The following is a 23,323-nucleotide window of genomic DNA, read 5'->3' as shown; positions in this document are numbered from 1 at the left end:
AATTTCTTTTATTTTTGCACATAAAAAAACACCTAACTTTAGGTGTCTTTTTTTACTATTGGTGCCCAGAGGCGGAATCGAACCACCGACACGGGGATTTTCAGTCCCCTGCTCTACCGACTGAGCTATCTGGGCATCTGGCGGAGAGGGTGGGATTCGAACCCACGGTGCCGTTAAGCATCACTGGTTTTCAAGACCAGCTCCTTAAACCACTCGGACACCTCTCCGTAATCTTTACTGTATATAATATACCACATATTGCATATTTTGACAATACTTTCTTTTATAATTAATTTAGTTTAATTTAGTTTTAAATTAAAAGATATTAGTCCATATTTTTTATTTTTTCTTAATATTTTATGTTATAAGGTAACATTATTATTGCTTTTTAAATATATTAATATCAGTTAGTTATTTTTTCTAACTTTAAGATTTCAAACTAATATAAGAGGTGCTTATATCAATATGTTCAATTTTCATTCTAAAAATAAATGCAATAAAAATTGTTGTCATAGTTGCTGTAACTGCAATGAATATTGTTTCAAATACTGTTGCTCTAATTGCATAAACTCTCAAGATCCTGATGGTCCTCAAGGGGAACAAGGTCCCGCTGGTCCTCAAGGTAAGCAAGGTCCCGCTGGTCCTCAAGGTGAGCAAGGTCCCGCTGGCCCTCAAGGTGAGCAAGGTCCCGCTGGCCCTCAGGGTGAACAAGGTCCCGCTGGGCCTCAAGGTGAACAAGGTGCACCTGGTCCTCAAGGTGAGCAAGGTTCTGCTGGCCCTCAAGGTGAGCAAGGTCCCGCTGGCCCTCAAGGTGAACAAGGTCCCGCTGGGCCTCAAGGTGAGCAAGGTCCCGCTGGCCCTCAAGGCGATCAAGGTCCCGCTGGTCCTAGAGGATTTGAAGGTCCTGAAGGTCCTCAATTTGTAGGTCAATATGCCTTCTTCTCACAAAGTAATACTTTAAATGCTACATCTTTAGGTGGAGGATTAAAATTTAATGATCCAACTGGCATTAATAGTCCTAGAATATTAAATGACTCAGGAATAATATCAGTCTTACTTAAAGGTGTTTATAAGCTTGATTATTATGTATATTTTCCTGCTAATTCAACTGCCAATACTACTTTAACATTACAAGTAAATAATGCTAACGTTTCGGGTTCAGTATGCAAGGTTGTAAAAACAGATACAACTACTCCATATATCGCATATGGGCAAGCAATATTTACTGTTGGAGCTAATGGTACTGCACTGAGATTATCATCTTCAAACACATTCTCTCTAAGTGAACCAAATGCAACTTTAGCGTCTATAAGCATTGTTCAGTTGCAAGCATAATTATATTTTAAACAAAAAAAGTGCTATGAAATTTCATAGCACTTTTTATTATAATTCTTCATTTTTTACTATATAATTAGTTGCACGGTGGTTTTCTTCTTGTCTTGACTGCCCAATATATAGTACTTTTTTAGTTTTTTCATCTAATACTATAATATTATTTGAATTTTCTTTTCTAGATATATAGGATTTACTTCGTTCTTCTTTATATGAATTTAATAGTATGTATAATTTATTGTCTATTAATCTAAATTTACTTAATTCTGATTGTTCATTTATTTTATTAAATTTGTATACTTTATCATTCTCTATAATTTCTTCTTTTTCTAAATCTATACTATATTGGTGTATAATTGTAGATTTTTTATCTGTCGTGCCATCATTATAAATTATATTTAACTTATTATCATCTATACTATAGGCTTTGTCATTATTATTTGAATGATTTTTTCTTTTATATTTATATAGTCTTTTATATAATCAAACTTATTATTTTCTAGATCATAATAAACTAAATATTGTTCACCTGAGTCTTTATATGTCTGAGCCATAAAATAGATTTTGTTATTATTTACAAAACTCACTCCATTTGATATATCTACATTTTCTTTTATTTTTATTTCATCAAATAATTGTGCTTTTTGATTTTCTAAGTCTATTTTATAAATAGATATACCACTATTTCCATTATCTATAATATTTCCATTTTTATCATAATTAATATCATTTGTTATTCCTATTGCTAAATATATTTCATTTTTATACTTTGTGACTAGGCAACTTCTATTTGCATCTGCATTTTCTTTAGAAGAACTTATTATCTCTATATCAAATTCAGTTATCTTATTAGTTTTTAGGTTTTTATCAGTAATTTTAGTATTAAATCTAACTTCTTCATTTGAATAGTAATTATTTGATACATAGTCCATATATCCTATACTTTCTTTATCTTCATATATTAAGTTTGAATCATATACAGAACTAAATAAATTTCTATTCTCAACTATATTTTTAGAATATTTACTTACTCCAGGTAATCCCTTTGCAATTTTTTTAACTTTAAATTCATCTTTTGATAATACAGCTTCCTTAATATTATATAATCCTTTTCCTTCTTGATATATTATAGAAACATCACCTAGCTCACTTTTATTTCCTTGTAAATCTTCTATTTTCATATTAGTATCATTAGAGACTATTATTATTCCTATTAATATTAAGGAAGATAATACTACTCCTAAAGTTATTTTTGATAAGTTTTTCTTCATATCATACCCCCTATAAAGATATTTTTGAATTTATCAATTTATAAGATATAAATATTGATAAAACAAATAGTGCTATGTAATATATTAAACTAATTTGTAATGCTTGGTCTGAGTAACTTACATACTTTATTAGCAAGTATCCATATACTATTAATGATAAAAATATGTATAATATCCCAAATACTATTCCTTTTCTTTTATATGACCTTTCAATAAGTACTCCTGTAAATATAACTACTACTGAAAGTAATACTCCAAATATATTTATCATTAAGAAGTCAATAATATATGGTGGTATTAAGTTTAATCCTGAATTATTATTCATCATATTTGAGAATATATTTGTAAACCCATCTATATTAGCTACTGTAATTATTTTTAGTATAATAGTATCAATATACCAAAATAACACTTGGCTAACTATTATTCCATAAATCATAACAAGTATTGTTAAAAGTTTTGCTAAATAAATGTTAAATCGCTTTTGAGGTAATGTAAGTAATGCACATATAGTCTTACTTCTTGAGTAGTAATCTCTATACCATATAACAAGTGCATATATTAAACAGCTTAAAACTGCAATACCAAGAACAACGCTACTAAAAACATGTATTTGATCAATCGCAAATCCTTTTACGTAATCTTCATTTATATAAGTTTTAAATATATTAAAATCTACCGGTATCATTTGATTTCTATTCATATGCCTCATAGTATCATAAATACCTAAGCCTATACTTACTATATTTCCTAGAAATAGTACAACTATTAGACCAAAATATAATTTGTATATTCGTTTAAATTCCATATTATATAAAGTTAATATATTACTCACCTTGATATACCTCCCTCATTTTATCTATTATAGACTTTCCTTCTTCTTCACGAGTTTCTTCTGCATTAAATATTAGCTGTACTTTCCCCTCATCTATAAGTACTACATCATCTGCTAACATTTCAATTTCTGATATTTCATGAGTAGTTAATACTATACTTTGTTCATCGCTTATATATTTTGTCATTACCCCTAAAAATTCTTCTCTTTTAAATATATCGATTCCAGAAAAAGGTTCGTCAAGTAAGGTATATTTTGCATTTTGTGCAAATCCTATTATTATTTTAACTCTTGCAATATTTCCTTTTGAAAGTTTTGATATTTCTTTATCATCACTTAAATTGAATAACTCAAGCATTTCATAAGCTTTATTATCATCCCAATTTTTATAAAATTCTTTCATAAATTCAAAACTCTCTTTTATTGTAAACTGTGCAAAGTGATTATCTACATCTGGCACAAAGGATATTTTGTTATATGTATTGTGGTTTAATTTTTCTCCATCTATAAGTATTTCTCCACTATCTATATTGATAAGACCAGCTATAGCTTTTAATGTAGTTGATTTTCCTACCCCATTTATTCCAAGTAAGCAAGTTATTTTCCCTTCGTGTATATTAAAAGATACACCATCAAGGGCTTTAACCTTTTTATACTTTTTATATATATTTTTAATTTCTATCACAATACTTCCCCCTAGTATCTATCATTTATTATTTTTAAAATTTCTTCCTTATTTACATTTATTGCTTTCATATTTTCTATAAAAACTTCCATAGATTCGTCTATAAGATCATATTTTATCTTGTTTATAATTTCTGTGTTAGTAGTTATACTACTTTGATAACTTTTAACTGTATCTATAATCCCCATTTCTTCCATCTCCTTGTATGATTTTTGTACTGTATTTGGATTTACCTTTATGTTTACTGCCATTTCCCTTCTTGAAGGTATAATATCTCCTGGGTTTAATTCACCTCTTACAATCTTTTGTTTTATGAATCTTATAATTTGAATATAAACTGGTTCTCTGTCATTAGCTTTAAAGTTCATGCAATCACCTCCGTATTACCGTACTAGTTCAGTAGTACAGCTTATAACTGTATTATATTAATAGTACGGTTGTAATGCAAGTATTTTTTTAAATAAAAAAGAAGGAGTTATCTCCTTCTTTTTTATTATGCCGTAGTTTTGTTTTGAACTTTTCTTTTTATACTTCCCCATTTATGCTTATTCTTGCTATATCCTATGAAAGCAGATATTCTGTATAAGCTTATTAATTGCCTATATCCAATACTTTCAAATATAGATAATACAATTAACTTTGTAGTAATTTTAATATTTATATTTTCTTTAAATACATATATATCTAATAATATCGCTGATATAGATACTAATGTTGAATATATCATTATTGTTAAATAATATATTAATAAGAAATCTAAATTGATTAACCCTATGAAAAATGAAATTGTTATTATTACCATTCCAAACAACTCTAATATCGGAGTAATTAATTCAAAGAATATAAAATAGGACTTTGCTAAAAACCATTTTTTATCTATAAACATATCTTTATGATTATTTATACTTTGTATAAGTCCCATTTGCCACCTTCTTCTTTGGGTTTTTAAACCTTTTAAAGTGTCTGGTGTTTGAGTATAACAGTTAGCATCTGGAGCAAATGCTATGTAATATTTTTCTTTTTTATTTAAAAAATATTTATGAATTCTCATTACTAACTCCATATCTTCACCAACAGTGTTAGTTTTATACCCTCCAACTTCAGTTACTATTTTCTTGTTAAATGCTCCAAATGCACCTGATATTATTAAATTCATATTTAATGAATTCCAAGCCATACGATTGGTTAAAAAAGCCCTTAAATACTCAATAATTTGAAATGGTATTAATATTCCTTTTAATTTATTGTGATTTATAACTTCTCCATCTATTATTTCAATAAAATTAGAAATTTTTATATTTCCACCGACTGCAACGGTCTTTTTATTTTCCATAAAAGGTATAATTATCTTTTGTATTGCATTTTTTTCTAACAATGAATCTGCATCTATTGAGACAAATACTGGATATTTAGAGTAGTTTATTCCAACATTTAAAGCATCTGCTTTTCCTCCATTTTCTTTGTCTATAAGAATTATGTCTTTATTTCGTATTCTACCTTTATAAACACCTTTTATATCTTTTGTGTCTATTATTTTCTTCATGGGCTTATATATTAAGTTTAAATTATATTCTTTTTTTAAAATCTCTAAAGTGTTATCAGTAGACCCATCATTAACTATTATTATTTCATACTCTTCATAATTAAGTGATATTAAAGACTCAATTGTACTTACTATAGTAACTTCCTCATTGTATGATGGTACTATTAATGATACTGGTATATATTCAGATGAGTCATCTAGATTTAACTGGCTTATTGCTTCTCTAGATTTTATATATTTACTAAAGCTTAACGCTGATGAAATAACAAATATAAAGAATACTATATACATCATAAGCGAGTATACTAAAGCTATATAATCAGTTATAATTATTACGTTTTCAAATATCATATTTAATATCCCCCTAGCTAATGCTTAATTCTAAACTTTCTTTTACTTTATTTTCATCTAGTTTTAAGTCTAAAATATACTCATCTAATTTATTTTCCTCTGATAAAACATTTAATATAGAGTCTGAAGCATATTTATCATTTCCTTTTATAATATCTAAAAGATTTTTATCATCATCATTTAATAAATATAAACTTCTTGCACTACTTTGTCTTACGTACCAGTTTTCATCTTTTATAGATTTTTTTAAACTATCTATAACCTCTTTATTTTTATAATTTTTTAAAGCTATTGCACTTAAATTTCTTACTTCCCACTCTTTGTCAAATAATAAATTCAGTAGTAACTTTTTCGATTTATTGTACTTTATTCTTATGAAATATTTTATACAAGATAACTTTATCTCTTTTGATAAAAATTCTTCATTAAGCAAATTAAAAACTTCATCTTTAGCCTCATCATACTTTATACTTGTAAAGTGAGTCATTATTATTTTATTTAAGTTAACATCTTTATTTTTCATCTCTTCTATTAAATAATTATTAATTTCTTTATTTGTTTCACTGTATTTATTTATATTGTCTATTAAAACTCTTTCATTTATCAATGTATCAGAACCAATTATATATCTTAAACCTATTATATAACTTTTTAAGTTACCAGTTTGTCTTAAACTATCTAGGGCATTTATTTGAATATAAATTGACTGAGATTTACAACATTCTAATAAATATCTGTCTTTATCCTTAATACAAAAATCTCCTATAGTTCTTATCTTTTCTACCCTAGTAAATTCATCTTTATCTGTTACTTTTAAAATTTCATCACTTAGTTTAGATTTTTCTAGAAAATCTACTACATTATTTTTATCTTTTAACAATTCATCTTTTAACAAATTTACTATATATTTTCTATTTACTTCTCTATTCATTTTATTTTTTATTTTTTTTATATTTTCTTCATTTATCAATTTCTCTTCTTTATAGAACTTTAATTCATTTATAATTAGTATCTTTAACTTTTTATCTAATTTTTTTACTTTTAAATTTATAAATTTATCTTTATTGTAGTCATATAGTATATACATGTATATGCATAAAATATAATATATAAATATGAATATTGTATAAAATAATATATCTATCACTTAAATATCTCCTCATTTTTATTTAATTTCTTTAAAAGCGTCTTTCATAATGTAATATGATTGTTTTAATCTTTCATGGTATCTAGGCATGTCCCACTTATTCCAGTTATATTTTTTCATCTCTACACTATTTATAAGTTTATTGTTGCTAATTATATAAGCCCCTGAATTTATTCCATCTATTTCTATATGTTTTATTTCTCTTTTTTCATTAAAATCATCAATAATTAATTTTTTTGCTGGATTAGATATATTCAGCATTAACCATGGTATTCTAATTTCAATATCATCTTTACTTACAATAAAGTCAGCTAAAGAATTATAGTCTTTAGACTTTGGATTCGAGTTTCCATAAGTTAAATTTCCAACTTCAACTTCTTTAACGTCTATAACTTGGTTAGTATTTGGTATTTCAGATTCTCCTAAAATAACTTGTTTTACAGTATCAAATCTATTTTCATTTTTATTGTCTTTTATATCATTTCTAAATAAAAAGTCATTTACATTGTAGTAATCATTTACTACAATTTTTGCATCTTCTTTATTTTTTATTTCTATTACAAAATCTGCCTTTTTATTAAATTTAGTATTATAGTTATTTATAGTATAACTACCTGAGTTAGGTGTTATATCTAAAGGTATTATTATATCTTCTTTAAATAAATCTAGATCTTTTTTATTTATTCTTAAGTATAAATATTGTTCATCACTTTTAGCATACAACTTAATATCATTATTTTCTGATATTATATTACGTTTTGACCAATCGTTTACTTTTCCATCTATATATACTGTTTGCTTATTTTTACCTGGATCAAATGATAAAAGCCCAAAGAATTGCTCATTTGTCATTTTATCTGCCCAATAAGCTCTAGAATTACTGTCATCTATATCCATGGTATTCCAAGTTCTTTTAAACCACTCATCTTGCCATGAAAATACTATTGCTCCTGCATAACCTTCATCAACTATGTCATTAAGCATTTCCTTATTCATTTGGCCTTGCTGATTTTCATTTATTAGTCCTTGGTTAAATCCTCTACTTAAGTCTTCATGAGTTATACCTCTAGATTCTGGAACACCAAATTCCGAAACTATAACTGGAACATTATGATATTTTTTTAAATCTTTTAAATATGCTTTATATGAATTTTTTTTACCATTTTCATCTACAAAATCTGCATATTTAGAGTCATAGTTTAAAAAGTCTGGGTAATATGGATATACATGGTATGATGCAAACAACCCACTTTTATATCTATTTGTTTGCTTTATCTTATCAGTGTCTATATCTCCTATACGATTTGCTTCATCCATATCATTTTTATGTTCTATTACATCAGTTGTTAACCAGTTAGTAAATGCTATTGGTTTTTGCATATTATAATTAGTTTCTTCATATTTTATAGTATTTTCAGCAACATCTGCAAAGAATATTTCTATTGGATTAGCATTTTCAGTATATACATACATACCATTATAATCTTTCATATTCTTATTTTTATTGTTTGTTTCTTCTACAAAGCTTGAATCCCACTCTATACCTAAAATGTATCCAACTAAATACGGAGATATATCATACTTATAATCTCCAAATCCTCTACCTGATTTTTTTTCTATTTTTGCATTTCCATGAATAACATCTATAACCTGAGTTATTTCATGTTTAAAACTTTCTATTACACTTTTGTCAAATGCATTCATTTTTTTTAACATTAACTCTTCATCTATCCAAACTCCATGCATTATATATAAAGGCTCTTTTTCATATCTGTTAAATTCATATAAAGCTTCATAAAATTCTGGCATCTGTAAAGTATATACCCTTATTACATTTGAGTTCATTTCTTTTATATGCTTAAACCATCTTAAATAGTCTTTGTTATTCCAAATTCGCCAGGGAAGTATCCAGGTTTACTAGCTCCTATGTTAACACCTTTTAAAAAAGTTTTTTCCCATTTTCCATTTTTATAAATTTCAATGTTCTCATTATTAGTTCTAGATACTTGTTTTATATTTAGTTCTGTATCTAAATTAGTATTTAGTTTATTTCTTAATAAATATGAATAATTATAAATTCCAAGTATTAATATTAATATAACAGTACAAAATGATAAGTATTTTTTCATTATTCATCTCCCTCTAAAAAGTTTATAATATTATTTAGGTCATGGTATGAGAAACTTATTCTTTTGTATTTATAAGTATCAATTATACTCTCCCAATCTTTATCTAGCCTATCTTTTCCTAGATAATAGTATGTTGTATTTTTATCTACTCCATATTTTTTATTCTCTGCCTGTGTTTCTGCAATTACATTAATTTCTTTATTATATCTCTTTGAAATATCTATTTCTTCTTTTATATTTTCTATAGGACTTGATATATTATAATTCATAACAGCTATCTCATCACTATTTTTGACTATTGTCTCAATATCTTTTATATCTAGCCATGTTGGAATTATGTTTATTATTTTTATATTTACACTCTTTGCATAAGAGTATATATCTTCAATAGTTTTTATGTACACTTCTCTATCCCAATCTTTATATAAAGACCATGGTTCTATATCTAAAACAATTCCATTAATTTGATGTTTCTTATTTACATACATATTATAATTATTGATATTATCCAAAATCGATATTACATTTTTAGAACTACTATACCAAGTAGGATCCCCTGTAAGACTGTACACGTCTGCATTAGTGTTATCTTTTAAGGATTTAATAGTTTCTTCTACTTTAGAATGACTTAGTCCATCAATATTTTGATAAATTTTTCTTATCTTTAAGTCATTTATTATATCATAATAATCTTCTAAATAGACACTGGATAATATTTCTGGGTCCCAGGAAAAAATACTATATTCTATTTCATTTTTCATACTCCATTGATATAAAAGTATTAATATAACCGCTATAATTAATAAAATTCTATTTTTTTTAATTACAATCCCCCCTAAAAATTACTATTAATAAAACAATAATATCTAATTTTTGTATAAATCCTATTATTTTACCAGCTTATTATGTTTTGAGTTGCTATATCTTTGTATCTATTAATATTTATTTGATGTGAATCTTTTGTAAATTCTTCATTGAAATATAATATTTCTTCTTCTAATTCTTCAATTACATTTATTTCTTTATTTATATAACTCTTTACCCTATAAATAGTTGAGTCTATTCTTGAGCTAACTCCACCAAGCCTTATATCTATTACTTCAAATCCTTGTCCTTTACAGTCTTTATACCATAAATTTCTATAAGAGTTTTGAAGGTTTTTAATATTTTCTTTTAAATCTTTTAATGTATTTTCACATATATAACTTAACTTTTCTAGGTCGTTATTTTTATAAGCTTTTCTTAACTTAATTCCTATATTAGATTTTATAGAAAGTACCTTAGCTAAATCAGAATACATTTTAAACATATTAAAATATTTTTCATTACTATTTGCTATTTCTAGGTATCTATTTGATAAACATTCATAGTGATTTTCTATATTCTCTATATTTTCTATATGCTTATCAAATGCTCCTAGTAATAAATCTTGATATAATAAGTATTTAGACGGATTTACAAATCTTAAATTTTCTTTATCTCCATCTTCAAGTTTGTCTAATTCTTGCAGACTAAAGAATTCTTCTAAATCTAAATTAGTTATAAATTTACATCTTTCATTTATCCACTTAATATTTACCTCATCGTTATATGCATGTTCAGCGAATAAAATAAGTCCTGGTATTATAGTATCTATTGGAGTTTCATCACCGTCATCACCCCAAGCTGTTATTATTACTTCTTGGATATTTTCTTCTTTACAAACCATTAAAGCTTCTTTGCTAGATTTGAATGTTTGATCATAGCAAGGTGTAATTCCCGACCATTTCCAAATACCCCCTGCAAAGATTAAGTTATTATTAAATACTTTTCTTATATCAAAGAATTTTCTATAAATATTTTTATCTTTATGATAGTAATCCCAATAAACTAATGATAAATTACTCGGAATGGAGTTTGCTACTTCTTTACTTATTACTGTGTCTTGATTATAATAAAATCCATTTGGTGATCCTGTTCTAAAAAACATATCATCCCACATCATAGGTTTAAAATTATAATTATTGCATATATCACATACTTGGTTTAAATGTTCTATCATAATATCATAATGATGAACGTATCCATTTTGATTTAGATATTCTCCCCTTCCTAAATCAAAGGCTTCATCCATTCCTATATGTATATTTTTACTTCTAAAGCATTCTTTTAAGTTTTTTATCATTGATTCTATAAATTTGTAGGTTTCTTTTTTCCTACCAGGAGAACATCTTCTGTATCTTTTATTTCGTTTCCATAGCTCCACTTTAAGGTTTGTTTTAAATGAGCTAATGTTTGTATGCATGGTATAACTTCTATTCCTAACTTGTATCCATAATCATCTATTTCTTTAAGCTCTTCTTTTGAATATTTTCCTCTTAGATACCCAAAGTATTTATAGTTTTCAATTTCATAGGTATCTTCTGTATATAGCATCATTCTATTTAAACCTAGTATTGCCATATTCACCATAAGTTCTTTTATTTTATCAGGTTTATAAACTGAGTTTCTTGATGCATCTATCATTGGTCCTATATGTTTAATATATGATTTTTCTTCTATAAAGAAATTTTCTTTATCTCTTGATTGTATATATAGCGATATAGCTCTAAATAAGTGATTTTTGTTTTTATATTTAATAGTTCCTTTACTTATTTGTATAACATATTCTTCATTTTCATCTAATTTTATTATTTGAATTTTTTCCCCAGTTTCACTAAAGTTTATATTAATTACTTTTTTTATTTCTTCAATATCTTTTAATAAACTGCTATCTATTCCCAGTAAATTTAAGTCCATATTCATCCCCCTTATTTTATAAAAATTTTTTTAATATATCTAACTGATATTATACTAAAAAGTATAGTATCTCAAAATAACATTTTAAACTTTAATAATAAAAAATGAGCAATCTCTAATTTGAGATGCTCATTTTTTTTATTATCTTAACACTACCTAACGTTTCGTTCGGTGGGTGGTCTGTATCTATTTAGTTACTTTCTGACAATCTCCATACTCCTGTTTTAGGACTTGTAAATAAGTCCTCTCCCTTAAAGTCTTTATGATCTTTGCATCCACCTTGAAGTATTGTAAGTACTACAAAACTTGACTCTGCCATTCCTGCATGTATTAAAACTTTTGCTATTTTACCAAATCTCATTTCGCCTTTTTCTTTTAATATCTCTATTATTTTAGCTTGCATTATATCTATTTCTTCTTGAGTGTATTTCATTTTTCTCTCCTTGTTTTTTAATCTATATCTTATTATACTATTATTTTATAAATTATCTATTTTAACTTATATAATTATTTATATTTTATTAGTTTATTAAGCTTATATTCTACATTACTGAGCTTACAATATACAATATCCCTATAATAGGTGCTACCCAATTTAATATTTTAATTTTAGTATTTGTATCAAACTTAGCTAAATATCTTGCTAGTTTAGGATTTATATATATTCTTAATATTATAAAACTTATTATTAAAGCACTAATATTAATCCAAAGTAAATCTATTTTAAGTTCCCTATCTATTGTACCTAATATAGTTACTATACGCTCTAGTATTATTATATTGAATAAATTACAAATAGAATTATCGTATTCTTCATACTTTATTATGTTTCTTCTCAAAAAGTCTTTATAATTCGAATTTGGTAATTCATCTAATATTTCATCTCTATCTATAAATTTAAACTTTTCATTTATCTCTTCGTTATATCCTACAAGTTCTACTAGATACATTGTTATTTCTTTATCCCCGTATTTTAATTTTTCTTTATATTTTTTTACTTTTCTAAATAAATACGTATTAAAGCTTTTCTTAATCATTCTTTCTATTGTATCATTAATTTTTTCATCTTCTTTAACTACATCCCCTACTATGTAGTTAAGAAGTATTCCATAATGATAGTTTTGAACTATAATCCCAATAGTTTCTTCTTTCATAGCTTCTCCCCTTACGTTAATTATAATTTTATTATATACAAATTTCCTATTTTTTCATATATAATAAAAACACCACCTTCCATTTCGTTAGGTGGCGTTTTTATTTTATAAACAAACGTTTTCTTGTGTATTGTAAATTTTTGCAAATAAACATCTTGAAGTCGCTATTTTAATGGACTATAGTCTTCATAACCTTCTTTTACTAATACTGTAGCACTTTCCTCTGATATGCATATAAATCCTACTAATTCATTATTGACTACAATAATATCTAATGGAAATTTCTTTTTTCTTTGAACATAAGTATATTCATCTAGTTTTGAATACTCTTCATTATATTCAGTAATAATTTTTTCGTTTATTTCATAATTTTTTTCAAATACCTTTTTATAATTTGAAATTTTATTTTTTATTTCTAAAATATTTATTTTGAAATTTTCTATGTATAGTTCATTACCTTTTTCACTTAGTACACTTTTAAAATTAAATTTATTATTATCTAAATTTAATCTTTCATGTAATACTTCATATTCGCCTATGTATACGTTACTATAATGAATTCCTGATTGGTACAATTTAAATTCTTCCATAAAATCCCCCTATTCATTAAAACCTACACTTAAATTATATGCTTTAATAAAGCATATTTCTACATATTTATTTATATTCTTGGTTTATATAGGTAAAATATATAGTCTAATTAGAATTCATGGTATAATTTAATATACCAAAATATAACAATCATATAATTGTTAATATACTTAGGAGGATGACAAAATGATGGAAGAAAAATGTTGTTGTTGCGATTCTAATATTAATCAAGACGTTACTATTGGAGAATATGTATGTTACTGCAATCATGTAAGTGAATCTGACATTAAGAATGCTATTTCACAGGGGGCTTTAACTGTAAAAGAAGTTATAAAAATAACTGGTGCAATGAAAGATAGTAATTGTGCTGTAAATAACCCAAAAGGAACTTGTTGCTATTCTGATATTGTTTATGTATTCAATAAGTATAAGGATAAATAATAAATTAATTTTATTATTGAAAAAGTGTACATCTTATTTTCATAATGATGCACACTTTTTCAATTAATGGTTTTTATTTAAATATATTTACCGATCTATCAAGTATATTTGTAAAATATGCTATTACCATTCCATAGTTAGTTATAGCTACATTTTTTTCTCTACATATATTTATCTTATTTATTATACTTTTTCTATTTACCATACAAGCACCGCAATGAATTATGAGGTCATATTTTTCTACATCTTCCTTAAAGTCATAACCTACCTTATATTCAATATCTAAATCTCCACCTACTAATTTTTTAAGCATTCTTGGTATTTTTACTCTTCCTATATCTTCATGAGATACATTATGAGTACAGCTTTCACATATTAATACTTTATCCCCTAATTTTAAATCTTTTAATTTTTCACACCCTTTTAAAAACTCTTTAAGCTCTCCTTTTTGTCTTGCGAATAATATTGAAAAGCTAGTCAAATTCATATCTTTTGGTATGATATTTTCTACTTCTTTAAATGCTTGTGAGTCTGTTACAACTAAATCAATATTATCTAATTCATTTATAGCTTCATTAAGTTCTGTATCTCTTACTACATAAATTTTTATACCATGGTCTAAGCAGTCTCTTATAACTTGAACTTGAGGAAGTATTATTCTACCCTTTGGTGCTTCTGAATCTATTGGAACTACCAAAACAACTTTTGAACCATATGGAAGTACATCTCCAAGTATTGTTTTTTCATCTTCTTCTATTTCTAAGTGTTTTATTAAATTATCTTTTAATTTATCTATATTGTCGTTATTACTTGCAGATATAAATAGAGGATTATTAAATAGTTTATTTGCATTTTCTATTTCATCTTTATTTAATTTATCTAGTTTGTTTACAACAACCATATGAGATATGTTGTATTTACTAGCTTCTTTTTTCCATATTTTATAAGTATCTATATCTAAGTTCTCTCCATCAACTACGTATATTGCAAAGTCTAGTCTTTTTAAAAATTCAAAGCTTTTCTTTATTCTTATTGTACCTAACTCACTTTTATCTTCAAGTCCTGCTGTATCTATTAAAAGAACTGGCCCAAAGGGTATAAGTTCCATAGCCTTTTGGACTGGGTCTGTTGTTGTCCCTTCAATATTTGAAACTAGTGATATCTCTTGATTAAGTATTCTATTCATTAATGATGATTTACCACTATTAGTATTTCCGTATATTCCTATATGTTTTCTATTTGAATTTGGAGTATTGTTCATTTTATCCTCCTTATAAATAAAAATCTCTTTCCCCGTTTTTCATCTTTTTTATATTCTCTTTAGTAAGTTTTTTAATATCTTCTCTTTCTATATTTTCAACTTCTTTATTTATTACTTGTAATGCTTTTTCATATAATTCTTCGTCTGAATAATCTAGGGAAAATTCTAGTAATGTCATTAATGCATTAGGTTCACAAACGTATTTTATATTACCTGATTTTGCTAGGCTCATAAATCTATCCCCTGTTCTTCCTTTTCTATAGCAAGCTGTGCAATAACTTGGTATATAACCATCATCTAATAATTCTTTTAAAATTTCTATTGGACTTCTTTCATCGTTAGTCTTAAATTGCTGTACTTCTTTTCCTTCTTCTCTTTCTTTATATCCACCAACTCCAGTTGATGAACCTGCACTTATTTGAGATACTCCATATTTTAATAATTCTCTTCTCATAGAAGCACTTTCTCTAGTTGAAAGTATAAGACCTGTAAAAGGTACTGCTAGTCTTAGTATTGTTACAACTTTTGTAAACATTTTATCAGTTAATAGATTTGGATAATTTTCTAGTGTTACACCATTTGCAGGTTGAAGTCTTGGAACTGATATTGTATGAAATCCTACTCCATATTTTTCTTCTAAATGAGCATTATGCATCATAAGAGCTAATACTTCAAATCTCGGATCAGATAATCCAAATAAAACACCTGCGCCAACATCATCGATACCACCTTCCATTGCTCTATCAAAAGCAGTTAAATGATATTCATAATCTCCTTTTAATGATTTTGGATGCATTTTTTCATAAGTAGGTTTGTGATAAGTTTCTTGAAATAATATATATGTACCGATTCCTTTTTCTTGTAACAATTTGTAGTTTTGGGCTGTAGTGGCTGCTATATTTACATTGACTCTTCTTATTTGACCATTTTCATTTTGAGTTTTATAAATTGTATCTAAACATTCAAGAACATAATCAATTGGAGCATTAACTGGATCTTCTCCAAGTTCTAATGCTAATCTTTTATGTCCCATTTTCTCTAGTATTCTTACTTCTTCTTCTACTTCTTTCATTGTAAGTCTTCTTCTGTTAAAGCTATTATCTCTTTTGTATCCACAATAAACACAATTATTTACACAGTGATCGCTTACATATAAAGGTGCAAATACTACTATTCTTTTTCCATATATGTCTTTTTTAATTTCCCCAGCTAAAGAATAAATTTCATCTAAATCTTTTTCATCCTCAGCTTGAAGTAATATTGCTATATCTTTATAAGATAAACCAAGTCTTTTTTAGCTTTTTCTAAAATTTCTTTTATTTCTTCATTTGATGGATTTTTAGTCTCATCTAATATTTTATATATGTATTCATGATTTATAAACATTATCTATTCCCCTATTTCCCAGTCAGGATTATCCCCTCTACTTACTTCTAACTCAAATCCAGACATTTTTATTTTTTCTTCTATTATTTTTCTATACTCCGCATCTTCATCTAATATATATGCTTTATTGTTATATAGTGAGTACTTCTTTCTAACTTCCATAGGAGATAAGTTTGGCATAATAACATTGCCTCCTGCCTTAAGTCCCATTTCTCTACCATTTTTGTCAATGCTTGATAGTGCAGTAGTTGCTGGTAGTAATACTTTTGGAAGTAAAAGCCTTACTATTGCTAACATTATTATTGTTTTTTCTAAGCTTCCATGATTGTAATCTCTAAATGGTGTGTCTTTATGAGGTATAAATGGTCCTATTCCACACATTGCTGGATTTAACTCTTTAACAAATAGCAAATCATTAACCAAGTCTTCATTAGTTTGATTCGGTATTCCAACCATAAATCCTGCTCCTACTTGATAACCTATTTCTTTTAAATCTCTTAAACAATTTCTTCTATTTTCAAAATTTTCTTTTGGGTGTATGTCTTCGTATAGTTTTTTAGATGCACTTTCATGCCTTAATAAATATCTATCTGCTCCTGCATCAAATATTTTTTGGTAAGATTCATAGCTTCTTTCTCCTAAAGATAGCGTTATTGCATTTTGTGGAAATTTAGATTTTATAGACTTTACAATTTCTATTATTTTTTCATCTGTAAAATAAGAATCTTCTCCTCCTTGTAGTACAAAGGTTTTGTATCCTAGTTTGTCCCCTTTTATTGCACACTCTAGGACTTCTTCTTTAGTTAGTCTATATCTACTTAAGTTTTTATTACTCTTTCTAAGACCACAGTACATACAGTCTTTTTTACAATAACTTGTAAGTTCTATAAGTCCTCTCATATAAACTTTATTTTTAAAATGTATTTGTCTTGTTTCATTTGCTTTTTGAATAAGTAGTCCTTTTGAATTGTAATTGATATTATTTATTAGATATAGTAATTCCTCTTTAGATGCATTATTAGTTTGATATAGTTTTTCTATTATACTTTTAGTATTCATTAACTCACCTCTATTGTAGTTTGAATATTGGCTTGCTTGTCTACTTCTTATTAATTACTATAAATATATTATGATTTTGAATTATTTTTTAGAATATTAAAATTAAGGATAAATAAAGTAGATAATTTTTCTTATATATATTATACAACATATAAACTAATAAAAAGAGTGTACTTCTAATTAAAAGTTCACTCTTTTTGCATAATTTAATGTTATATAATTTTTATTTTTCTAAACTAAAGTAAATACCATAAGTTTTAGTTTTATCATATTCATTTAAAGTTTCATTTCCTTGAGTTTTATATGGGTACATATATCTTACATTAATCAAGTGCTTGCCTACTTTATATGTGACTTCATCAACCCCTACTTCTTCTTCGTATACTCTATTTACTTCTTCTATATTATCTCCCAGAATTTCTTTAACATATTTTAATGAATCTTCGATTGATAATTCTTTTACTTCCAATTCTCCCCCCTGAGACGCTTCAGATAAATATAATTTCATTTCCATAGTTTTATCTACACCTAGTATTACTTTGTTTATATCATCTTCATTTACTTTCCACCCTTTATCTACCTTAGTTAAGTTTATTATTCTTTTTCTAGTTTCTATTTCTCCGTTTTCTATTGCTTTTTTAAATGTAATTGTAATATCTTCTGTTGGATTATAAATTCCTTTATTAATAGCATCTAATCTTTCTTTATTTATCTTTATTCCCTCTTTAATAAAGTTTACTCCTTTTACTTGTAGCTCTACTTTTGCATTATCTTTATTTATTTCTTCTGATAATATTTCAGTATCTATGTTTGCTATAAAGTTATCTATTGTGTTTATTACTTCTTTAGGCACTCCACCTTCAGGTCTATGTGTAGGGTACATTAAATCTAGGGCATATTCATTTATACTTGTTGACTTGCCTTCTTTATTTAAGTTTACATATTCATTTACAGCATTTTGTGGATTTTCTTTGTTGCATGCACTTAGTGCAAATAGTGTAATTACTATTATGCTTATTAGTTTTATTGTCTTTTTCATATTTTATCTCCTTTGAATGTTTTCTATTTATTAGACATTAATTTTAATTAAAACGTTTTAATTATTTTTTAAAATTTATGTTTTATAAATATGTACATTATAGATATTGATTTTATTATAACTAATTTACATTTTTACTTTGCTTGTTGATGTTTTGATTTGTTATTTTTTCATCTCCAATAAACTCATTAATCATCTCTCCAGAAGATGTATCAAATTCAATGCTATAACGCCCCCTTACATCCAATCCATATGAATTTTTACTTCTATATGTTCCCGTTATGGTACATACTGACTTATCTTCATTAAAGCTATAATTAGAACTTCCTAACTTAGGTGAAACATAGCTTGTATTCCCTGAAACGTATTTCCTCGCTGCTTTTTCATATGGAGCTGCCATTTTATCATCTTTAAGCTTTATTATTGCATTTTCTACATCTTCATTAAACTTTTCTATTTCTTCTTCTGTTATATTGTGTTTTTCTATTTCCTCTTTTGTTAATGCAATTACTTTATTATAATCTTTTTCACTTTTTATTTCTTTTTCAACTCTAGCCTTAGCATTTAATACCTTAGCTCTTTCTTTTTTTATCTCTTTTTCTTTCTTTTTTATTTCATATTCTATCTTTTCTTCTTGCTCTAATATAGCTTGTTGCTCTTGTTTTATTTTTTGCTCTTTGTCATATTCTTTCGATGTTTTAATAAAATTTATAGGCACTACAATTAATAGTATAATTCCTGCTACTATTGCTATTATATTTTTACCTTCTTTTAGACAATCTTTAGGATTTTCATACTTCCCTCTTAGTTTAAATAGATACTTTACTACTAATACTGATGCAATTGCCCAAACTACAAATATTCCTAAAGCTATTATTGCTGAAAATAAAACTAAACCTAAGCAGAATTTTAATATTTTCTTCACTTTCGTCTCCTTCTTAATTTTAAATCTATATATTATTTTAATTTATATTAATTTTATCATTTAATATTTTTATTGTAAATAAAATAGATTTTAAAGACAAATTTGTAACTTTATGACGATTTTTGCAATATAAAACCGTATCACTTACTAATGATACGGTTTTATAAAGTGTTTTTTATTTATTTTTCTATTACTGGAACGTAAATCTCCATAACAGTATCTTTTCTGAAATGGCACCTCTCATCATAAAATTCAAAATATATTTTCTCTTCGTCAAATATATATCTCCAATTTTTCTTTATTATATTAGCACCTATAGGACATTTTGGATTTCCTCGGTATATATTAATTTTTCTTTAAGTATATAAATATACTCCCATATTTAACTAGATATGAGAGTATATTAATTAATTATTTATCATATTGAGGTTCTTCTTGTTTTATAAAGTCAACTCTTGATTGAATCGTTTGTTGTACAGTTTCCATTGTATTTGCAAGTTGATTAAACATTTGTTTTGCTTCTTGATTATCTGTATCTAAAGAAAATGTCTTCATATCTGCAGCTAATCCTTTAGCACTAGCTAATGCTGTTTCAAGTTTAGTTCCTGTTGGCATAAGAACTCCTCCTTTATAATTTTTTATGTTTTTTTGTCGCAACTATATTTTGTTCATAATTAATTTAAATATTCGATTTATTTATAAATAATTTTAATAAGTAATCATTAATAAATGAATTGAAATTAAGCTTATTGGTTAAAGTAAGTTAAGAAATAATTTAGTAAATATAAAGGAGACTTTTATATGACTGCGATTTCAAAGGTAAAACAAACATTGGCTACACTAAAAGGGGCCGAGGCCACTTTAGAAATGTACTCATTACAAGAACGTGATAAAGAATCTAGAGCTATTTATAATCACGCATCTAAAGAAATAAGTAAAATTAAAACAGATTTAGAAAAAAGAATAGGATTTATGGAGTTTGAAGAACCCCAGTACAAAGGTAACTAAGCGAGGTGGCATATGGATTCTTGGTTAATAATATTATTTAATTCAATAGTTTTATTTTTTTTAGCATTAGTTATAACAAAATATATGAAGAAGAAGACTTTGTCTAGGGCTACTCCCTTTGACTTTATTTCTTATGCTGTCATTGCGATTATAATTTCTTTAATTTCTTTAAATATAGTTGATAATATTTACTTTGGACTAATTACACTGTCTGTTTGGGCACTGATGCCTCTTATCTTAGATTACGCTTCAATGAAAAGCAAGTCAATTTATAACTTAGTACATGGTAAGGAAAGAGTACTAGTTAAAAACGGCAAAGTCATGGAAGATAACTTATCTAAAGAGAGAATTACAGGACAAGAATTTCTACAAGAAATGCGTTCAAAAAAAGCATTTAATTTAGCCGATGTTGAATTTGCTATAATGGAAACAACCGGAGATATAAATGTTAGTTTAAAAGCTGATAAGAAACCTGTTACCTCATATGATTTAGGAAAACAAGTAGCACCTAAAACTGAACCGCAAACAGTTATTTTAGATGGAAATATATTAAATGAAGGTCTTACTAATGCTGGATTAAATCGAGGATGGCTTACAACCCAGCTAGAAATCAAAGGCGTTTCCCTTGAAAATGTTTTTCTTGGTCAAGTAGATTCTTCTGGAGACTTATATATAGATATTTTTGATGATATGATACAAGTCCCTAAAACACAGGTTAAAGAAATGCTATATGCTTGCATTCAAAAAAGTCAATCAGATCTTATATCATTTTCTTTAGACTGTAACAATAAAGATGCAAAGGCTATGTACTCACAAAATGCTGAAAAATTAGAAAGTGTCATGAAAAAATTAGAACCATATTTATTACGTTAGAAGGTGAAATAAATGTCAAATATGAAAAAGAAAAGAATGACCACAGCTCAGCAGCAATATGATGAATTAGTAAATAATATAGAACCTAAAAGACCTATTTTAACTAATTGTATTAGAGCCTTTCTAGTAGGTGGTATAATATGTACAATTGGTCAAGGATTACAGTGGATTTTTATTAACTATTTTAATTTTAATGAAAAGACATCAGTAGCTCCTACTTCTATAGTTTTAATCTTTTTTGCAGTTTTATTTACTGGCCTTGGAATTTATGATCATCTTAGTCAATGGGCTGGATGTGGATCTGCTGTTCCTATTACAGGCTTTGCCAATTCTATAGCTTCTGCTTCAATTGAACATAAAAGTGAAGGATTTGTACTTGGAGTAGCTGGAAATATGTTCAGTCTTGCAGGCGCGATTATTGTTTATGGAGTTTTTGCTGCTTTTGTAGTTGCTACAATAAAAATGACAATAACATGGTTGGGGGTGATGTAAATGCTTAAAGGACATCAATCCTGGGTTTTTGATTCTAAACCTACAATATTAGCTTCTGCAGCTGTTGGTGGCCCTTTTGAAGGTAATGGCGCTTTAGCTGATGACTTTGATATACTTTATGAGGATTTATGGCTTGGGCAAGATAGCTATGAAAAAGCAGAAAAGGCTCTACTTGAGCATGCTTGTGAAAGAGCAATACAAAAATCAAATATACAAAAAGAAAGTATTAACTTTTTTTTAAGTGGAGACTTAATGAATCAAATCATTTCTAGTAGCTTTGCTGCAAGAACTTTAGGAATACCTTATTTAGGAATCTTTGGTGCTTGCTCTAGCTCCATGGAAGGTTTATCATTAGCAGCTCAATTAATAGAAAGTAAAGCAGCTAAATATGTTATAGCAGCTGCAAGTAGTCATAATGCAGCTGCTGAAAAACAATTTAGATATCCTACAGAATATGGTGTGCAAAGGCCACCTACTGCTCAGTGGACAGTAACTGGAGCTGGAGCTGTAGTTCTTGGACAAAATGGAAATGGACCTAAAATAACTTCTGCTACCATAGGAAGAGTAGTAGATATGGGAATTTCAGATCCCTATAATGTTGGAGCAGCTATGGCACCAGCAGCTGTAGATACCATTGAAGCTCATTTTAGGGATTTGAATATTGATGCTTCTCATTATGATCTTATTGCTACTGGTGATTTAGGAAAAGTTGGTCATGAACTTGCTAATACTTTACTAGAAAAACATGGCATAAATATGCCAAAACATATATTTACAGATTGCGGACTTTTAATATATAAAAAAGATCAACCAAGCTTTGCTGGTGGAAGTGGCTGTGGTTGTTCTGCTACTGTAACTTATGGACATTTACTTAATCGTATGCGAAAAGGAGAATTAAAGAGAATATTAATTGTTGCAACAGGCGCCTTAATGTCTCCTATCTCCTATCAACAAAAGGAAAGCATACCTAGCATTGCCCATGCTGTTTCTATAGAAATGTAAAAAAGAAGGTGTGAGTTAAGT

Annotated in this window: 26 protein-coding genes, 2 tRNA genes and 1 pseudogene; 6 read left to right on the top strand and 23 right to left on the bottom strand. The window is 26.8% G+C overall.

Going from position 1 to position 23,323, the window contains the following annotated elements:
* Window positions 1–59 precede the first annotated feature (59 nt).
* Together BN899_RS05435 and BN899_RS05430 are read right to left on the bottom strand one after the other, a co-directional pair.
* Window positions 60–135: transfer RNA gene (locus tag BN899_RS05435), tRNA-Phe, on the bottom strand.
* A 3-nt stretch (window positions 136–138) separates the two neighbouring features.
* A tRNA-Ser gene (locus BN899_RS05430) sits at window positions 139–227 on the bottom strand.
* A 356-nt stretch (window positions 228–583) separates the two neighbouring features.
* Here BN899_RS05430 and BN899_RS19620 point away from each other — a divergent pair.
* Window positions 584–925: a hypothetical protein gene (locus BN899_RS19620; protein WP_242824091.1), complete on the top strand. Its 342-nt coding sequence runs from the start codon at window positions 584–586 to the stop codon at window positions 923–925.
* Between the two features lie 157 nt (window positions 926–1,082).
* On the opposite strand, the gene BN899_RS19615 is transcribed toward BN899_RS19620, so the two are convergent.
* The 15 genes from BN899_RS19615 to BN899_RS05365 all read right to left on the bottom strand — a co-directional run bounded on the left by BN899_RS19615 (window position 1,083) and on the right by BN899_RS05365 (window position 13,815).
* Window positions 1,083–1,316 carry a hypothetical protein gene (locus BN899_RS19615; protein WP_242824090.1) on the bottom strand — a complete coding sequence of 78 codons (234 nt, stop codon included), beginning with the start codon at window positions 1,314–1,316 and terminating at the stop codon, window positions 1,083–1,085.
* A 429-nt stretch (window positions 1,317–1,745) separates the two neighbouring features.
* Window positions 1,746–2,603: a hypothetical protein gene (locus BN899_RS05420; RefSeq protein ID WP_042273530.1), complete on the bottom strand. Its 858-nt coding sequence runs from the start codon at window positions 2,601–2,603 to the stop codon at window positions 1,746–1,748.
* A 10-nt stretch (window positions 2,604–2,613) separates the two neighbouring features.
* Window positions 2,614–3,438 carry a hypothetical protein gene (locus BN899_RS05415; protein WP_042273527.1) on the bottom strand — a complete coding sequence of 275 codons (825 nt, stop codon included), beginning with the start codon at window positions 3,436–3,438 and terminating at the stop codon, window positions 2,614–2,616.
* A complete protein-coding gene (locus BN899_RS05410; protein ID WP_042273525.1) occupies window positions 3,431–4,123 on the bottom strand; it encodes an ABC transporter ATP-binding protein in 693 nt (230 codons plus the stop codon). The genes BN899_RS05415 and BN899_RS05410 overlap by 8 nt, the downstream gene beginning before the upstream one ends.
* Before the next feature lie 11 nt (window positions 4,124–4,134).
* Window positions 4,135–4,491, bottom strand: coding sequence for a GntR family transcriptional regulator (locus tag BN899_RS05405; protein ID WP_042273522.1), 357 nt, complete (start codon window positions 4,489–4,491; stop codon window positions 4,135–4,137).
* Between the two features lie 125 nt (window positions 4,492–4,616).
* A complete protein-coding gene (locus tag BN899_RS05400) occupies window positions 4,617–6,017 on the bottom strand; it encodes a glycosyltransferase family 2 protein (protein WP_052356644.1) in 1,401 nt (466 codons plus the stop codon).
* A gap of 13 nt (window positions 6,018–6,030) precedes the next feature.
* On the bottom strand, window positions 6,031–7,164 hold the full coding sequence (locus BN899_RS05395; protein ID WP_042273520.1) for a HEAT repeat domain-containing protein: 1,134 nt from the start codon (window positions 7,162–7,164) through the stop codon (window positions 6,031–6,033).
* A gap of 18 nt (window positions 7,165–7,182) precedes the next feature.
* Window positions 7,183–9,009: a family 2 glycosyl transferase gene (locus BN899_RS05390; protein WP_242824089.1), complete on the bottom strand. Its 1,827-nt coding sequence runs from the start codon at window positions 9,007–9,009 to the stop codon at window positions 7,183–7,185.
* A 23-nt stretch (window positions 9,010–9,032) separates the two neighbouring features.
* Window positions 9,033–9,293: a hypothetical protein gene (locus BN899_RS19610; RefSeq protein WP_242824088.1), complete on the bottom strand. Its 261-nt coding sequence runs from the start codon at window positions 9,291–9,293 to the stop codon at window positions 9,033–9,035.
* Window positions 9,293–10,054 carry a hypothetical protein gene (locus BN899_RS05385; RefSeq protein ID WP_042273518.1) on the bottom strand — a complete coding sequence of 254 codons (762 nt, stop codon included), beginning with the start codon at window positions 10,052–10,054 and terminating at the stop codon, window positions 9,293–9,295. Before BN899_RS05385 ends, BN899_RS19610 begins: the two co-directional genes overlap by 1 nt.
* A 131-nt stretch (window positions 10,055–10,185) precedes the next feature.
* Window positions 10,186–11,457 (bottom strand): hypothetical protein, encoded by a 1,272-nt coding sequence (locus tag BN899_RS05380; protein WP_242824087.1) that lies wholly within the window; start codon window positions 11,455–11,457, stop codon window positions 10,186–10,188.
* A 5-nt stretch (window positions 11,458–11,462) separates the two neighbouring features.
* The gene (locus tag BN899_RS19605; protein WP_242824086.1) at window positions 11,463–12,071 is read right to left on the bottom strand and encodes a family 20 glycosylhydrolase; all 609 of its coding nucleotides are present in this window, start codon (window positions 12,069–12,071) and stop codon (window positions 11,463–11,465) included.
* 190 nt (window positions 12,072–12,261) lie between these two features.
* Window positions 12,262–12,504 (bottom strand): hypothetical protein, encoded by a 243-nt coding sequence (locus tag BN899_RS05375; protein WP_042273517.1) that lies wholly within the window; start codon window positions 12,502–12,504, stop codon window positions 12,262–12,264.
* A gap of 109 nt (window positions 12,505–12,613) precedes the next feature.
* Complete coding sequence (locus BN899_RS05370) at window positions 12,614–13,225, bottom strand: hypothetical protein (protein ID WP_042273515.1); 612 nt, start codon at window positions 13,223–13,225, stop codon at window positions 12,614–12,616.
* Window positions 13,226–13,389: 164 nt separating this feature from the next.
* The gene (locus BN899_RS05365) at window positions 13,390–13,815 is read right to left on the bottom strand and encodes a hypothetical protein (RefSeq protein WP_042273514.1); all 426 of its coding nucleotides are present in this window, start codon (window positions 13,813–13,815) and stop codon (window positions 13,390–13,392) included.
* Window positions 13,816–14,002: 187 nt separating this feature from the next.
* Between BN899_RS05365 and BN899_RS05360 the strand changes: the two genes are divergently transcribed.
* Entirely contained in the window at window positions 14,003–14,257 is a 255-nt protein-coding gene (locus tag BN899_RS05360; RefSeq protein WP_052356643.1) for a (2Fe-2S)-binding protein, read from the top strand.
* Between the two features lie 73 nt (window positions 14,258–14,330).
* On the opposite strand, the gene hydF is transcribed toward BN899_RS05360, so the two are convergent.
* From hydF to BN899_RS05330, 6 genes and pseudogenes are all read right to left on the bottom strand, one after another.
* Window positions 14,331–15,518, bottom strand: coding sequence for a [FeFe] hydrogenase H-cluster maturation GTPase HydF (gene hydF, locus BN899_RS05355; RefSeq protein WP_042273511.1), 1,188 nt, complete (start codon window positions 15,516–15,518; stop codon window positions 14,331–14,333).
* A gap of 10 nt (window positions 15,519–15,528) precedes the next feature.
* Window positions 15,529–16,904, bottom strand: a pseudogene (gene hydG / locus BN899_RS05350) ([FeFe] hydrogenase H-cluster radical SAM maturase HydG).
* Between the two features lie 3 nt (window positions 16,905–16,907).
* On the bottom strand, window positions 16,908–17,963 hold the full coding sequence (gene hydE / locus BN899_RS05345) for a [FeFe] hydrogenase H-cluster radical SAM maturase HydE (protein WP_042273510.1): 1,056 nt from the start codon (window positions 17,961–17,963) through the stop codon (window positions 16,908–16,910).
* Window positions 17,964–18,186: 223 nt separating this feature from the next.
* The gene (locus tag BN899_RS05340) at window positions 18,187–19,002 is read right to left on the bottom strand and encodes a hypothetical protein (protein ID WP_042273507.1); all 816 of its coding nucleotides are present in this window, start codon (window positions 19,000–19,002) and stop codon (window positions 18,187–18,189) included.
* A 121-nt stretch (window positions 19,003–19,123) separates the two neighbouring features.
* The gene (locus BN899_RS05335) at window positions 19,124–19,927 is read right to left on the bottom strand and encodes a hypothetical protein (protein WP_042273506.1); all 804 of its coding nucleotides are present in this window, start codon (window positions 19,925–19,927) and stop codon (window positions 19,124–19,126) included.
* 411 nt (window positions 19,928–20,338) lie between these two features.
* Entirely contained in the window at window positions 20,339–20,542 is a 204-nt protein-coding gene (locus BN899_RS05330; RefSeq protein ID WP_042273505.1) for a DUF1657 domain-containing protein, read from the bottom strand.
* 186 nt (window positions 20,543–20,728) lie between these two features.
* Between BN899_RS05330 and BN899_RS05325 the strand changes: the two genes are divergently transcribed.
* The 4 genes from BN899_RS05325 to spoVAD all read left to right on the top strand — a co-directional run bounded on the left by BN899_RS05325 (window position 20,729) and on the right by spoVAD (window position 23,302).
* Entirely contained in the window at window positions 20,729–20,935 is a 207-nt protein-coding gene (locus BN899_RS05325; RefSeq protein WP_042273504.1) for a DUF1657 domain-containing protein, read from the top strand.
* Between the two features lie 252 nt (window positions 20,936–21,187).
* Complete coding sequence (locus BN899_RS05320) at window positions 21,188–21,808, top strand: DUF421 domain-containing protein (RefSeq protein ID WP_330362459.1); 621 nt, start codon at window positions 21,188–21,190, stop codon at window positions 21,806–21,808.
* A gap of 36 nt (window positions 21,809–21,844) precedes the next feature.
* Complete coding sequence (spoVAC, locus tag BN899_RS05315) at window positions 21,845–22,300, top strand: stage V sporulation protein AC (RefSeq protein WP_330362458.1); 456 nt, start codon at window positions 21,845–21,847, stop codon at window positions 22,298–22,300.
* Window positions 22,301–23,302, top strand: coding sequence for a stage V sporulation protein AD (gene spoVAD / locus BN899_RS05310; RefSeq protein ID WP_042273500.1), 1,002 nt, complete (start codon window positions 22,301–22,303; stop codon window positions 23,300–23,302).
* Window positions 23,303–23,323: the final 21 nt, after the last annotated feature.

It is taken from the genome of Faecalimicrobium dakarense (assembly GCF_000499525.1).
GTDB classification, from domain to species: Bacteria; Bacillota; Clostridia; order Peptostreptococcales; family Peptostreptococcaceae; genus Faecalimicrobium; species Faecalimicrobium dakarense.
Note: the sequence above shows the minus strand (reverse complement) of the source record. Positions and strands in the feature narration are given on the sequence as shown.